The 13597-nt window shown below is 67.5% G+C and carries 19 protein-coding genes; 12 read left to right on the top strand and 7 right to left on the bottom strand.

The window, feature by feature from the left end:
• Nucleotides 1-215: 215 nt before the first annotated feature.
• Nucleotides 216-617: a DUF1489 family protein gene (locus tag ACP7A3_RS11290; RefSeq protein WP_426255621.1), complete on the top strand. Its 402-nt coding sequence runs from the start codon at nt 216-218 to the stop codon at nt 615-617.
• Nucleotides 618-767: 150 nt separating this feature from the next.
• Here ACP7A3_RS11290 and ACP7A3_RS11285 read toward each other — a convergent pair whose 3' ends face one another.
• Nucleotides 768-1661 (bottom strand): iron-containing redox enzyme family protein, encoded by an 894-nt coding sequence (locus ACP7A3_RS11285; RefSeq protein ID WP_426255620.1) that lies wholly within the window; start codon nt 1659-1661, stop codon nt 768-770.
• 168 nt (nt 1662-1829) lie between these two features.
• Here ACP7A3_RS11285 and ACP7A3_RS11280 point away from each other — a divergent pair, with 168 nt between their 5' ends.
• The 7 genes from ACP7A3_RS11280 (at nt 1830) to ACP7A3_RS11250 (ending at nt 6152) form a co-directional block, all read left to right on the top strand.
• Nucleotides 1830-2732: a heme o synthase gene (locus ACP7A3_RS11280; RefSeq protein ID WP_426255619.1), complete on the top strand. Its 903-nt coding sequence runs from the start codon at nt 1830-1832 to the stop codon at nt 2730-2732.
• Complete coding sequence (locus tag ACP7A3_RS11275) at nt 2729-2863, top strand: hypothetical protein (RefSeq protein ID WP_017980209.1); 135 nt, start codon at nt 2729-2731, stop codon at nt 2861-2863. The genes ACP7A3_RS11280 and ACP7A3_RS11275 overlap by 4 nt, the downstream gene beginning before the upstream one ends.
• Nucleotides 2860-3444, top strand: a complete 585-nt coding sequence (locus tag ACP7A3_RS11270) for a cytochrome c oxidase assembly protein (RefSeq protein ID WP_426255618.1) — start codon at nt 2860-2862, stop codon at nt 3442-3444. Before ACP7A3_RS11275 ends, ACP7A3_RS11270 begins: the two co-directional genes overlap by 4 nt.
• 116 nt (nt 3445-3560) lie before the next feature.
• Nucleotides 3561-4493: a cytochrome c oxidase subunit 3 gene (locus tag ACP7A3_RS11265; RefSeq protein WP_017980211.1), complete on the top strand. Its 933-nt coding sequence runs from the start codon at nt 3561-3563 to the stop codon at nt 4491-4493.
• A gap of 19 nt (nt 4494-4512) precedes the next feature.
• Entirely contained in the window at nt 4513-4911 is a 399-nt protein-coding gene (locus tag ACP7A3_RS11260; RefSeq protein WP_426255617.1) for a DUF983 domain-containing protein, read from the top strand.
• The gene (locus tag ACP7A3_RS11255; protein WP_426255616.1) at nt 4908-5504 is read left to right on the top strand and encodes an SURF1 family protein; all 597 of its coding nucleotides are present in this window, start codon (nt 4908-4910) and stop codon (nt 5502-5504) included. Before ACP7A3_RS11260 ends, ACP7A3_RS11255 begins: the two co-directional genes overlap by 4 nt.
• Before the next feature lie 219 nt (nt 5505-5723).
• Nucleotides 5724-6152: a hypothetical protein gene (locus ACP7A3_RS11250; protein ID WP_426255615.1), complete on the top strand. Its 429-nt coding sequence runs from the start codon at nt 5724-5726 to the stop codon at nt 6150-6152.
• 44 nt (nt 6153-6196) lie between these two features.
• Here ACP7A3_RS11250 and ACP7A3_RS11245 read toward each other — a convergent pair whose 3' ends face one another.
• Both ACP7A3_RS11245 and ACP7A3_RS11240 read right to left on the bottom strand, forming a co-directional pair.
• On the bottom strand, nt 6197-6688 hold the full coding sequence (locus ACP7A3_RS11245; protein ID WP_017980215.1) for a MarR family winged helix-turn-helix transcriptional regulator: 492 nt from the start codon (nt 6686-6688) through the stop codon (nt 6197-6199).
• Between the two features lie 159 nt (nt 6689-6847).
• The gene (locus ACP7A3_RS11240) at nt 6848-7408 is read right to left on the bottom strand and encodes a DUF1993 domain-containing protein (protein ID WP_426255614.1); all 561 of its coding nucleotides are present in this window, start codon (nt 7406-7408) and stop codon (nt 6848-6850) included.
• Between the two features lie 687 nt (nt 7409-8095).
• Between ACP7A3_RS11240 and thrC the strand changes: the two genes are divergently transcribed.
• From thrC to ACP7A3_RS11225, 3 genes are all read left to right on the top strand, one after another.
• Nucleotides 8096-9487, top strand: coding sequence for a threonine synthase (gene thrC / locus ACP7A3_RS11235; protein WP_426255666.1), 1392 nt, complete (start codon nt 8096-8098; stop codon nt 9485-9487).
• The gene (locus ACP7A3_RS11230; RefSeq protein WP_147036446.1) at nt 9484-10353 is read left to right on the top strand and encodes a class I SAM-dependent methyltransferase; all 870 of its coding nucleotides are present in this window, start codon (nt 9484-9486) and stop codon (nt 10351-10353) included. The genes thrC and ACP7A3_RS11230 overlap by 4 nt, the downstream gene beginning before the upstream one ends.
• Nucleotides 10354-10487: 134 nt before the next feature.
• A complete protein-coding gene (locus ACP7A3_RS11225) occupies nt 10488-10691 on the top strand; it encodes a hypothetical protein (RefSeq protein WP_043061132.1) in 204 nt (67 codons plus the stop codon).
• A 7-nt stretch (nt 10692-10698) separates the two neighbouring features.
• Here the strand turns inward: ACP7A3_RS11225 and ACP7A3_RS11220 are convergent, their stop codons facing one another.
• The 3 genes from ACP7A3_RS11220 to ACP7A3_RS11210 are packed head-to-tail and all read right to left on the bottom strand — an operon-like array spanning nt 10699 to nt 12328.
• Nucleotides 10699-11340 (bottom strand): heme exporter protein CcmB, encoded by a 642-nt coding sequence (locus tag ACP7A3_RS11220; RefSeq protein ID WP_426255613.1) that lies wholly within the window; start codon nt 11338-11340, stop codon nt 10699-10701.
• Complete coding sequence (ccmA, locus tag ACP7A3_RS11215) at nt 11340-11894, bottom strand: heme ABC exporter ATP-binding protein CcmA (RefSeq protein ID WP_426255612.1); 555 nt, start codon at nt 11892-11894, stop codon at nt 11340-11342. The genes ACP7A3_RS11220 and ccmA overlap by 1 nt, the downstream gene beginning before the upstream one ends.
• The gene (locus ACP7A3_RS11210; protein ID WP_426255611.1) at nt 11891-12328 is read right to left on the bottom strand and encodes a metallopeptidase family protein; all 438 of its coding nucleotides are present in this window, start codon (nt 12326-12328) and stop codon (nt 11891-11893) included. Before ACP7A3_RS11210 ends, ccmA begins: the two co-directional genes overlap by 4 nt.
• Nucleotides 12329-12363: 35 nt before the next feature.
• Here ACP7A3_RS11210 and ACP7A3_RS11205 point away from each other — a divergent pair, with 35 nt between their 5' ends.
• On the top strand, nt 12364-12657 hold the full coding sequence (locus tag ACP7A3_RS11205; RefSeq protein WP_017980223.1) for a 4a-hydroxytetrahydrobiopterin dehydratase: 294 nt from the start codon (nt 12364-12366) through the stop codon (nt 12655-12657).
• Between the two features lie 129 nt (nt 12658-12786).
• Here the strand turns inward: ACP7A3_RS11205 and ACP7A3_RS11200 are convergent, their stop codons facing one another.
• Nucleotides 12787-13575 (bottom strand): SDR family oxidoreductase, encoded by a 789-nt coding sequence (locus ACP7A3_RS11200; RefSeq protein WP_426255610.1) that lies wholly within the window; start codon nt 13573-13575, stop codon nt 12787-12789.
• Nucleotides 13576-13597: the final 22 nt, after the last annotated feature.

Here is a 13597-nt window from a genome sequence, read left to right as displayed (position 1 = left end):
AGGATGAACGGCCCCCGGCCGTTCAAGATCATGCCGGGGGCATGATCGACCCCGCACGGTGGCAGCGCGGCAGCGCTGACGGAGGGGGAGGTCACGGCGAGCATATCGTATGCCGAAACGCCCCCTCCACCACGGCCTACGGCCGCGGTCCCCAGCGCAGGGAGGATTTAGCGCGGCCTTGCCCCACCGCCCTGCCCCACCCACATCGCGCGGCCATGCTGCATCTCACCAAAGTGGCCTTCGGCGCGACGAGCGTCGATCATCTCGCCGATCGCCTGACGCAGCGTGCCGCGGACGGCCCGGTATTCCTGACCACGCGCTACCTGCCCAAGCGGCATGAGGAGGTGGCCGGGCAGGGCTCCTTATTCTGGATCATCAAGCACCAGCTCGTCGCACGCTCGCCGATCCTCGGCTTCAGCGAGGCGGAGGGCGGCCGCGTCGCGATCCATATCGACCCCGCGCTGGTGCTCGTACAGGCCCGACCGAAGCGTGCGCATCAGGGCTGGCGCTATCTGGAGGCGGCGGACGCCCCACTCGACCTTGGCGGCGAGGCAGACGGCCTGTCGCTGATGCCGCCCGCGCTGGTGGGCAGGCTAGCGCAACTCGCCCTGATTTAAGACTCTGCGACCGCCCTAGCCACCCCGTCACCCCGGACTTGGTCCGGGGTCCACTCCGCGGCGAGGGGGATGGTTTGAGCCTCTTGCCACCCCCTTGCGGCCCGGTGGACCCCGGACCAAGTCCGGGGTGACGGTTACGTTAGGCGACCTTCACCCCATCAACACCGCGCGATACGCCTCGAAACACCGCTCGCCGCACTTCAACCGGATCAGCGCGCCCTCCGCCATCGCGGTCGTGCGGCGCGGGTCTTCCTCCACCGCCGGGCGGATCGCTTCGCGGTTCCAGTCCTCGCTGTGCTTGATGTCGAGTACCGCGTGCAGATCGAAATAGCGCCGCTCCTTGTCGGAAAAGCCCAGTCGCCGCAGCCCCTTGGCCGTCGCGGCCGAGCGATCCGGCGCAGTCAGCTCGATCACGCCGAGCGCCCCCACCGACTGCCACGCATAGCGCCGGTTGGTCGCCATCGCGGTCATCGCATTCGCCAGCGCCAGGCTCTGCCACAAGGTATTCTCGATCACCGGGTTTACCGCCAGCGTCTCGACCAAAGCATCGAGCATCGGCCCGTGCATGCCCTTGGCATTGCCGCGGCCCATTTCGTCCCAATAATTGCGCGCCAGCTCCAGCTTGGGCAGCGTCGGCAGCTTCACCTGCGTCATCGCGACGAGATCGTCGAACCCCGCCTCACCCGCCGCTTCCTGCTCGAAAAACCAGCGCAGCTGATCGAGGCTCGCCTCTTCCGCCAGCCACGGGAACAAGGCGTCGTGCTGCCCTGGCCCGCTCGCCTTCAGCTCCTCGAACCAGGCGATGAAGTCCTCGACATCGGTCGGCGCCGCGGCTGCTTCATCCGCCACTTCCGCGCGCAATTCCTCCAGAAAGCCGCCTTCCAGCCGCTGCATCCGCACGTCGCGATCCAGCGTGCGCTGCCAGTCGTTAGTCGGGAAGCCCGGCTCCAGCCGCTCGCGGTTCCAATGGGCGAGGCCGCGTTGGAAGCTGTCAGTCAGGAATTGCGACGCCGGGATACCGGCGTCGATGATACGGGTTGCCACTGCTTCATCCCCTCGAACCTATGCCGCCGTACGGGCGGCCTAATAGGTCAGGCTAACCGCCTGTTTCCGCTATCGTTCCCGCCATTTCGGGGGCGCTTGACCTGGATCAGCACGATACGTGCGTCACCCTTCCCCAACCCCCGCGCTATGGGTATAGCCGGGCCGATCATGACCGCCGCGACGCCCCTTTTGCCGCCAGCCGACTGGCGCGATTTCCTCGCGCTCACCAAGCCGCGCGTGATGACGCTCGTCGTGTTCACCGGCCTGTGCGGCATGCTGGCGGCGCCGGTGGGCGTGCATCCGGTGATCGGCTTCACCGCGATCCTGTGCATCGCGCTCGGCGCGGGCGCGGCGGGGGCGCTCAACCAATGGTATGAGGCGGACCTCGACGCCAAGATGCGCCGCACGCAGAAGCGGCCGCTGCCCGATGGCCGGATGGACCGTCAGTCGGCGCTGCACTTCGGCGTCGGCCTTGCCGCCTTCTCGGTCATCCTGATGTATTTCGCGGTCAATCTGGTCGCCGCGGCGATCCTGACCGTCTCGATCCTGTTCTACGTGCTGATCTACACCGTCTGGCTGAAGCGCCGGACGCCGCAGAATATCGTGATCGGCGGCGCGGCCGGCGCCTTCCCGCCGCTGATCGGCTGGGCGGCGGCGACGGGGCATGTCGCCTTGCTGCCCGTTCTGCTGTTCGGCCTCGTCTTCCTGTGGACGCCGCCGCATTTCTGGGCGCTCGCGCTGTTCGTGAAGACCGATTACGCCAATGCCGGCGTGCCGATGCTGCCCGTCGTCGCGGGCGAGCGCACCACGCGCCGCCAGATCGGCCTGTACACGATCCCGATGGCGCTCGCCGCACTGCTGCCCTGGCCGCTCGGCCTGACCGGCGCGATCTACGGCGTGGTCGCCACCGTCACGACTTTGGTGTTCGCCGCGCTCGCGCTGATCGTCGCCACGCGCACGACGCAGCCCGACGACAACATGAAGCCCGAAAAGCGCCTGTTCAGCTATTCGATCCTCTACCTCTTCGTGGTGTTCGGCGCATTGGTCGTCGATCGCTGGGTGCTGCCATGATGACTCCTGACGACCAAGACCTGATCCGCGCACGCCAGCAATCGCGGGCACGCGTGATGGCGCTGCTGCTCGGCGCGTTCGTGATCCTCGTCTTCGCCATTGCGATCGTGAAAATCCGCGAGGGCATGTGACCGGGGCGGCGACCGATCCCGGCACCCGCCGCCAACTCCGCACCGCGATGCTGGCGGTGCTCGGCATCTGCGTGATGACCGGCATCGCCTGGGCCAGCGTGCCGCTCTACCGCCTGTTCTGCCAGGTGACCGGCCTCAACGGCACGACGCAGCGCGCGCTCGAGGCGCCCGGCGCGGTCAACAAGCTGATCCGCATCGATTTCGACAGCAACGTCGCCCCCGGCATGAAATGGCGCTTCCGCCCCGAAGCGGGGTCGGAGACGGTGAAGATCGGCGCGCGCGACATGGCGTTCTTCACCGCGACGAACCTCGACACCAAGCCCATCACCGGCACCGCGACGTTCAACGTCACACCCAGCCAGGCTGGCAAATATTTCACCAAGATCCAGTGTTTCTGCTTCACGCAGCAGACGCTGAAGCCCGGCGAGACGCAGCGCATGCCGGTGATCTTCTTCGTCGATCCCAAGATCATGGACGACCCCGACGCGTCGGACGTCGAGACGATCACTTTGTCCTACACCTTCTATCCCGCCGATGCCGGCAAGACCCCCGGCCGGGCGCAGACGGCATCGGAAACCTGATCGACGGCCCCCGTCCTGTGCCGCGCGCTAAAATCGTCGCCGCCACGACCTTGTTCTAGGGGCGTTTGGGCCTTAGGGTCCCGCCCCAAAGAGGATAAGAGAACAGGGACCTGACCATGGCCGGCGCCAAGAATCACGACTATCACATCCTGCCTCCCAGCATCTGGCCCCTGTTCGGATCGCTCTCGGCGCTGGTGATGGCGAGCGGCGCGATCATGTGGATGCATGGCGGCCACCTGGCGGCCGACAAGGCCAATGGCGGCGGCTGGATCTTCTTCGCCGGTCTCGCGGGCGTGCTGTTCACGATGTACAGCTGGTGGGCGGACGTGGTGCGCGAAGCGCATCATGGCGACCATACCCCCGTCGTCCAGCTCCACTTCCGCTACGGCATGATCCTGTTCATCGCCTCCGAAGTCATGTTCTTCGTCGGCTGGTTCTGGGCGTTCTTCGACTTCAGCCTGTTCCCGACCGCCATGGCCTTCGTCGACGGCCAGGTGGAGCGCGCAGCCGAAGGCGCCGCGGCGATCGCCGCGCAATGGCCGCCCAAGGGCCTGACCGTCATCAACGCCTTCGAACTGCCGCTGCTCAACACGCTGATCCTGCTGACCAGCGGCACCACCGTCACCTGGGCGCATCACGCGCTGATCCACAACCAGCGCGGCGGCGAGAAGCGGGGCCTGTGGGGCATGCTGGGCGTCGGCGATCGTGACGGCGTGCTGAAGGGCCTATGGCTGACGGTCGCGCTGGGCGTGCTGTTCAGCAGCATCCAGGCGTATGAATACATGCACGCGCCCTTCCCGTTCAAGGGCATCAACTATGGCGCCGCCTTCTTCATGGCGACCGGCTTCCACGGCTTCCACGTGCTGATCGGCACGATCTTCCTGATCGTCTGCCTGATCCGCGCCTATAAGGGCGACTTCACGCCGCGCCAGCATTTCGGCTTCGAAGCCGCCGCCTGGTACTGGCATTTCGTCGACGTGGTGTGGCTGTTCCTGTTCGTCACCATCTACGTCTGGGGCGGCTGGGGCGCACCGGTTCACGGCGGCTGATAAGGTTGACGGGCGTCGCATGACCGATCCGACGCCCGTATCCTCGCCTGCGATTGCCGAGGTCGCGTTGAAGGGGCTGTGTCCGCGTTGCGGCCGGCCCCTTTTGTTTGCCGGCTGGGTCAAGTTCGCGGATCGCTGTTCGGGCTGTGGCCTGGATTTCACACGCTTCAACGTCGGCGACGGGCCCGCCGCCTTCCTGACGCTGATCCTGGGCGCATTGGTCGTCGCCGGCGCGATCACGCTAGAGCTGACGCTGCACCCACCGCTGTGGCTGCACATGCTGATCTGGATCCCCGTCACCGCGGCGGGCGTGATCTGGTCGCTGCGCGTCGCCAAGGCCGCGCTGCTCGCCGCCGAATATAGGAACGCCGCGCGCGAAGGCCGCATCGACGAGTCCCGCAGCGACCCCACCCCATGAAGCGTATCCCCCTGATCCCCACCATCATCGTCGCGCTCGCGGTGGCCGCGATGATCGGCCTCGGCCTCTGGCAGCTGCTCGACCGTGCGCCCAAGAAAGAGGCGTACCTCGCGCAGCTCGCCGCCAATCCGGCCAAGCCGCCGATCGCCTTCCCGCGCTTTCCCGACGATCGCCTGCTGTTCCGCCGCGCCTCGGGCCTGTGCGTCCGCGTCACCGGCCAGCGGCTCGCCGGCGCGGGCAAGGCCGGCTTCCGCCTGATCGCCGACTGCGCCACGGGCGCGGAGGGGCCGGGCATGCTCGTCCAGCTCGGCACCACCACCGACCCCGCCTACAAGGGCACCTGGACCGGCGGCCCGGTGACGGGCTTCATCAGCCATGCGCCCGACGCCCGCTCGTTGATCGGGTCGCTGTTCGACCATACGCCACAGCGGCTGATGCTGGTCGCCGATCGCCCCGCCCCCGGCCTCGCCGCCAACGGCCAGCCCGATCTGTCGTCGGTGCCGAACAACCATCTGTCCTACGCCGTCCAGTGGTTCCTCTTCGCCGCCATCGCCGCGACGATCTACGCGCTGGCGCTGCGCCGGCGACGGTAGGCGGGTGCCGCCTTGAGCGCGATCCCCATGTCCCTTATCCCATCGACATGACCTGCGCGATCGCCTCGATCCAACATCACCGCGTCATGACGGCGGTGTTCGCGCGTGTGTGGGGATGTCGGAGCGGCTGACCAGCCTATCCGTCCCAACACGACCCACCCCGCCCGACCGGCGGGGTTTTTTGTGCCAGTCGGGCCTGATGAAGGAAGGCCAAGCATTATGATATCGACGGACGCGGCTATCGCCCGCATCGCTTTGGGCGTAATCGATCGCACATTACCCAAGCGCGACTGGACGCACGCCGCGCACTTCGCCGCCGCGCTGTGGCTGTGTCGCCATCGTCCCGACCTGGCCACGCCGCAGGGCATGCGGACGCTGATCTCGCGCTACAATGACGCGACGCTAACCGCCAACACCGATAGCAGCGGCTACCATCACACCATCACCTGCGCGTCGATGCGGGCCGCAGCGCATCATCTGGAGCGTCATGCGAAGGACGCACCGCTGCATCGCGTGCTCACCGCGCTCATGGCATCGCGGCCGGGCAACCGGGAGTGGCCGCTAGATCACTGGCATCGCGATACGCTTTTCAGCGTGCTCGCGAGTCGCGACTGGGTCGAACCCGATCGGCAGCCCCTGCCCTTTTGACGCCGAAACGGGGCGGCGGCGTGGTGCACCGCCGCCCCACTCCCTCACCCCGCGTGGAACGCTTTGAACTGCGCCTGCGCGTCGTCGCTCATCAGATTCTGCATCATCGTCCAATAACCGCTGACCGCCTCTTCGCCCGAAGCGGCATAGGCGCGGCTCATGTTGGCGTGCAGCCCGCTGAACAGGCGACGCTCCAGATCCTCACCCGCCGGCGTCAGGCGCAGCAGGCGCTGGCGGCGGTCCGCCTCGCCCGGGCGCTGTTCGATCAGGCCGTTGTCGATCAGCGCGCCGAGCACGCGGCCCAGCGACTGTTTGGTCACGCCCAAGAGCCCCAGCAATTCGCCCACCGACAGATTGGGTCGCCGCCCGACGAAATACAGGCAGCGATGATGCGCCCGGCCCAGCCCCATGGCGGTCAGTTCGGCATCGGAATGGCGCAGGTGCGATTTGTGCGCAAACAGCAACAGGTCCATCCCCCCACGGATCACGTCGTCGCGCAGAAACTGGGCGGGGGGCGGCTTGATCGGTTCCGGCATAATGCGTGGTTCGTCCCTCGGTTCACGACGAGCTTGTCGTTGCTGTCATGACGACACGGAACGTCAGCATCCTCACCCGAAATTGGCGGATACTGTCCAAAAAAATGCAATCAATTGCTCATTCTGGCGTATTGGGTCTGTGACGGAGTACAAACCTACTCATCCGGGCATCGTGCCGGGGCGCAGATAGGCGAACATGTGCGCGACATAATCTGCCTTGCCCAGCGCCGCGCCCTCGGCCCGCAGGATCGCATAGGCGGTCATGACGTGGAAATAGAACTGCGGGATCGCCCAGTCGCGGGCATATTGCTCCGCGCTGAGATCGAAGACCATGCCCTGCGGCAGCGCATGCGCGATCGCGCGCGCCGGATCGACCGCCGGCATCGTCCCCGCCGCGCCCTCGACCATCGCGATGGTCTCGGCGATCCGCGCCTGCGCGTCCGCCAGCGTCCCCGGCGCCTCGGCCGCGCCGCGTCCCTCGGCGAGCAACGTCTGCACCGCATCGGGCAGCGGCGTGTCGCGCAGCCGGGCGACGCCCTCATAGGCCTGCACGCAGGCGAAGCGCACCTGCGTCGCCAGCGGGAACATGTCCGGCGCCAGCCGCGCAGTCAGCAGCCCCTCCCCACCATCCTCCCGCCCCGCGCCCGCTTTTTCGAGCCACGACGACAGCGCGCGCAGCATCTGGGCATAGGTCGGCAGCAGCAGGTCGGGGAGGGTCATGGGATAGCGCCTCGAATACGCACGGGGTGGCCGATCGTCTAACCCGTTCGCCGGGCCGGCGCCAATCGCCCCTCCGACAGTCCTGCGCCTCCAGCACCACGACAGTCCGGTGTCACGCCAAGGCGCGGAGGGTTTCGCGATAAGGCGAAGCCAATCACTTACCCACCAGGACGGATCGACATTCCTTCACGCGGAGGCGCGCAGGACGCGTAGGTGTCTCGTGCGCCGCGGCGCACTGTTCTTGTCTCGGCCGGAGGAAAGCAGCCCACCGACGCGGCAGGCGCAACCCCTCTGCGTCCTCTGCGCCTGCGCGTGAACAACCCTCTTCTTCTTCGCGTCTTAGCGTCTTCGCGTGAATCACCGACACGAAGCATGGCGATCCGGCGCAGCGAGACTGCGGACCCGTCGACGCCGCGCGGCCCCGCCGCCATCGCCCGTCTGTCCTACACGCCGCCGATCCGCTATGACGGCGGCATGTTCGACCGTCGCTTTGCCGCCCCCGTGCCCTCCGGCACCGGGCCGGTGGGCGATTTCGACACTTACGTACCGTCCACTTCGTCCACTTCCGCGCCCGAATCGCCGCGAATCGGCACGCCGTCGCCGCGTTCGCACGCCGATAGTCCAGCCGCACCACGCCCAAGAAAACCCGCCGTTGCCCCGTCGCGCCCGCGCCGCTACCCAGCCGCCATGCGCTACGTCAGCACCCGCGGGGCCGCCCCCGCCCTCGATTTCCGCGACGTCACCCTCGCCGGCCTGGCGTCGGACGGCGGCCTGTACCTGCCCGACGCGTGGCCGAGCTTCACGCACGCGCAGATCGCGGACCTCGCCGGCCTGTCCTATGTCGACACCGCGGTCGCGGTGATGACGCCCTTCATCGGCGACGCGCTGACGCCCGCCGAGCTGAAAGAGCTCTGCACGCAGGCCTATGGCCGTTTCGCGCATGCCGCGGTCACGCCGCTCAGCCAGCTCGACCACGACCAGTGGCTGCTCGAACTGTTCCACGGCCCGACGCTCGCGTTCAAGGACGTGGCCTTGCAGCTGCTCGGCCTGCTGTTCGAACGCTTCCTCAAGGGCAGCAGCGACCATCTGACCATCGTCGGCGCGACCAGCGGCGACACCGGATCGGCGGCGATCGATGCGCTGGCGGGGCGTGCCGGAGTCGATATCTTCATGCTCCACCCGCAGGGCCGGGTCAGCGACGTGCAGCGGCGCCAGATGACGACGGTGCTCGCCCCCAACGTCCATAACATCGCGATCGACGGCGACTTCGACACCGCACAGGCGCTGGTGAAGGCGATGTTCAACGACCCCGGTTTCTCCGGGCGTTTCCATCTGTCCGCGGTCAATTCGATCAACTGGGCGCGGCTGATGGCGCAGGTGGTCTATTATTTCTACGCCGCCGTCCGCCTCGGCGCGCCCGATCGTGCCGTCGCCTTTTCGGTGCCGACCGGCAATTTCGGCGACGTCTTCGCCGGCTATGTCGCGGCGAAGATAGGCCTGCCGATCGCGAAGCTGATCGTCGCGACCAACGTCAATGACATCCTGCACCGCGCGCTGTCGGCCGGCGATTACAGCAAGGGCATTGTTCAGCAGACGCCGACGCCGTCGATGGACATTCAGGTCAGCTCCAATTTCGAACGCCTGCTGTTCGACCTCGGCGGTCGCGACGGCACCGCGCTGGCCGACCAGATGCGTGGCTTCGAATCGAGCGGCGCGATGCGGCTCAGCAATGCGCAGCAGACCGGTGCCTCGCTGTTCGCCAGCGCCCGCGTCGATCTGGATGACATGACGCTGGCGATGCGCTGGGCGCATGACGCCGCGGGCCAGATCATCGACCCGCACACCGCCATCGCCCTGGCTGCCGCGCGCGCACAGGCGGGCGATGCGCCCATGGTGACGCTCGCCACCGCCCACCCCGCCAAGTTCGGCGATGCGGTCGAGCGCGCGACTGGCCAGCGTCCTGCGCTGCCGGCGCGCGTCGGCGACCTGTTCGATCGCGAAGAGCGCTGCGCTCACCTGCCCGGCACGTTCGAGGCGGTGACGGCCTATATCGCCGAGCGGGCACGCCCCCGCGCATGACTCTCCACACGCTGATCGGCGAACCCTGGGCCGACTATGGCCTGGTCGACTCGGGGAACGGCCGCAAGCTGGAGCGCTACGGCCGCTTCCGCTTCATCCGCCCCGAACCGCAGGCGATGTGGGCGCCCGCGTCGGAGAATTGGAAGGCGCAGGGCGAGTTCCTGCCCGCCAGCGACGAGGATGGCGGCGGCCGCTGGGTCTTTGCCGAACCCGTGCCGCGCGAAGGCTGGCCATTGAAGTGGAACGAGGTGCGTTTCACCGCGCAGACCACACCCTTCCGCCACCTGGGCTTCTTCCCCGACATGGCGCCGGTGTGGAGCTGGATGCGCGAACAGGTCGCCGACATGGACCAGCCGGAATGCATGAACCTGTTCGGCTATACCGGCGTCGGCACGCTCGCGATGGCGACGGCGGGTGCGAAGATGGTGCATGTCGACGCCTCCAAGAAATCGGTTGAGGCCGCGCGCGCCAATGCGGCCTTGTCGGGGATGAGCGATGCGCCAGTCCGCTGGATCATCGACGATGCGGCGAAATTCGTAGCGCGCGAAGTGCGCCGCAACCGCCGCTACGACGGCATCCTGCTCGATCCGCCCAAGTACGGCCGCGGGCCGGAAGGCGAAGTGTGGCGGCTGGAGGAAGACCTGCCCCGCCTGCTCGCCGATTGCCGCCGCCTGCTCGATGCCGACAGCCGCTTTCTGTTCCTCACCGTCTACGCGGTCCGCATGTCGGCGCTAGCGCTGCAGGAACTGATGCGCCAGCTGTTCGCCGATCTGCCGGGGAAGGTGGAGGCGGGCGAGCTTGGCGTGCGCGAAGAGGCCCGCGGCCTGACGCTGCCCACCGCCATCTGGGCGCGCTGGAGCCGGTAACGCCTCGCTTTACCGGCCGAAATGCGTCGCCCCATCGCCATGGTGCGACGCAGCAAGAAAACGTAACGGAACGCTCGTCGATCAGAAGACTTGATGTGCCTATATCTCGGCTTCGGCAGACAGAGAGGCTTATCATGCAGCTTGACGACGATATCGCCAAGACCAACACCGACGACAGCCCTCCCAATCCGCTGTGGGGCAGACTAGCCCTACTGATGTTCGGCCTGACGGTACTGGCATTTCTGACCGCGATCGACCGTCCCGAATGGTTTCACTTGAAACCGGCAACCGGAACTGCGGCTGCGATGGTCTATGCATCGGACAATAACCAGGGCTGATCTTGCCTTAGTCCATCCCTGCTCGGATCGCCGCGGCGGCGATCCAGGGGGCGCCCGCCGTCAGCAACAGGCTGACCGCGCCGAGCAGCTTCAACGCCCCCACCCCAGTGTCGAGCGATCCCGCGCCGAAGATCAGCAGCGGGATCGCGAGCGGCAGCATGACGAGGCCTGCGACCCCACCCCCTCCGCGCAGGCCCGTCACCAACGCCGATGTCGCGACCGCCAGAGCGGCGAGGCCCGGCGTTCCCACCAGCAATCCCGCCTCGACGCGCAGCAGTGTCGCCGCCGGCAGATCGAACAGACCGGCTGCGATCACCGCCGCCAGCATCAACGGCGGCGCGAAGCCCAGCCAGTGCGCGACCGTCTTGGCGAAGGCGACCAGCGCCAATGGCACGCCCCGCACCGCATATTGATCGATCACCCCCGCCTCGACATCGGGCGCGACCAGCCGCTCCACCGGTAGCAGCGCCGCGAGCAGTGCCGCCGCCCAGATCACGCCACCGCCGATCCGCCCGATCAACGCCGCATCCGGCCCGACCGCAAAGGGAAACAGCGTCGCGACGAGCAGGAAAAAGGCCACCGGCCACAGCAACCCGCCGCCCGTCCATGCCCGCCGCAGATCGCGCAGGATGATCGCGGACACACGCATCAGCCCAGCGCCAGCATCTGCGCGCCCGGCAGCGCCAGCGGCAGATGCGTCGCCACCACCGCAATGCCGCCCTTCGCGCGATGGTCCGCGACCGCCGCCTCCAGCAATGTGACCCCCGCCACATCCAGCCCATTCGCCGGCTCGTCGAGCAGCCAGATCGGCGCCTCGGCTCCGATGACCCGCGCCAATCCCGCGCGGCGCCGCTGCCCGGTCGACAGCAACCGCACCGGCACCGCGGCCGCCTCTGCCAGTCCGACCGCCGCCAGCGCCGCCTCCGTCCCCGCGCCGATCCAATAGCGCAGCGCCAGCGCCAGCGGCCGCTCCGGGTCCAGCGTATGCGCCTCGCTCAATAAGGCGACATCGCCCTTGCGCGTCACGGCGCCGTCCACCGGCCGCAGCAGGCCGGCAGCGATGCGGATCAGGCTCGACTTGCCGACGCCATTGGGTCCGGCCACGCACAACGCCTCACTCGCCGCCAGCGCAAAGCCGATCCCCTCGAATAGCATCCGCCCGCCGCGCTGACAGCCAACGTCCTCGAACCGCAGGACGCTCAATCCGCGGCCGCCTCTTCCAGCGCATGCATGTCATCGTCGGACAGGCCGAAATGATGGCCGATCTCATGGATCGTAACATGGCGGACGAGGTCGTCGAGCCGCACGCCAGTCTCCACCCATTCGGCCAGGATCGCCTGCCGATACAGATGGATGCGATCGGGCAGCGCCCCCGATTCCATCGACGATTTCTCGCCGATCGGTCGGCCGTGATACAGGCCGGTCAGATCGAGCGGGTGGTCGAGGCCGAGCGCGGCGAGCGTCTCGCCATCCGCCTCTTCCTCGACGATCAGGACGATATCGCCCAGATGTTGCGCGAACGCCGCGGGCAGGCGCGCGATCGTGTCGCGGGCGATGCCCTCGATCGCGTCGGCGTCCGGCGCCGGGCCAAAAGCATCTTGCCTATAAGATTCTTGCAGCGCCATGATATCGGCCATACCCCGGCGCCACGCCCTCCAGCAAGGAAGACCGGATGATCGAGGCTCTCAGCGAAACCGACCGCGCCGATGCGCTCGATGGCCTGCCCGAATGGGATTATGACGAGGCTCGCGACGCGATCACGCGCAGCCTGGTATTCGCCGATTTCGTCGAGGCGTTCGGCTTCATGACGCAGGTCGCGCTGATGGCGGAAAAGGCGAACCACCATCCGGAATGGAAGAACGTCTACAACCGCGTCGAAATCCTGCTGACCACCCATGACGCCGGCGGCCTCAGCCACCGCGACATCGACATGGCCGAGGCGATCGACGCGATCGTCGACGAGTAACGAATCGCGCCACTCCGTCACCCCGGACGAAGAGCCTAGGTCCCGCTTCTTCGGCCACGCCGCGAAACAGCGGGACCCCGGGTCAAGCCCGGGGTGACGGAAAGGATGCGCAGCGCGCCAACCCAACCATCAGCGCATCGCCCGCCGCATCCGCTTGCGCAGCGATCCCGGCATCCAGCGCGCGGCGAAGCGCATCCGTTCCGCGGTCTTGCCGACATAGGTGTGGACCGCGTCGCCATGCACCGCCTTCCACGCGGCCTCTGCGACCACGTCGACCGGCGTCAGCTCCAGCCCCGCGCCGGTCACGCTTTCGCGGATGGTGCGGTTGCTGCCCGACGACACGCCGTTGAGCAGCGGCGTTTCGATAAAGCTCGGCAGCAGGCAGCGCACCTTGATACCCTCCGCCGACCATTCGCCATCCAGCGCCTCGCTCAATCCCCGCACTCCGAACTTGGTGGCTGAATAGGTCGCGAGCCCCGACGAGCCATAGATGCCCGACGCCGACGAGGTGTTGAGCAGCACCGACCCCGGTGTCCGTGCCAGATACGCATGCCCGATCCGCGCACCATTCAGCACGCCGGTGAAGTTGATCGCCACCGTCCGGTCGATCTCGTCGAAGCTCGCCGTCGCGATCGGGCCGCCGGTGCCGATACCGGCATTGTTGAACAAGACGTCGAGCCGCCCACCGCTGATGCGCGTGAAGCCGTCGAGGCTCGCCGTCCACGCATCGCGATCGCGTACGTCCATCACATAGCTCTGGTGCCCCTCGCCCGGCAGCGCCGCCAGCGTCTCGGCAAGGCCGCCCGCATTGACGTCGGCCACGCCGACCAGCCAGCCGCGGCTCGCGAACAGCCGCCCGACCGCGCGGCCGATACCCGATCCGCCACCGGTGATGAAGATCGCCTTCCGCTCGCCCATCTCGCTCTCCCTATTGGACTTT

It is taken from the genome of Sphingomonas sp. DC5200-1, assembly GCF_049897245.1.
Lineage (GTDB): Bacteria > Pseudomonadota > Alphaproteobacteria > Sphingomonadales > Sphingomonadaceae > Sphingomonas > Sphingomonas aquatilis.
This window is presented reverse-complemented; position numbering and strand designations above follow the sequence as displayed.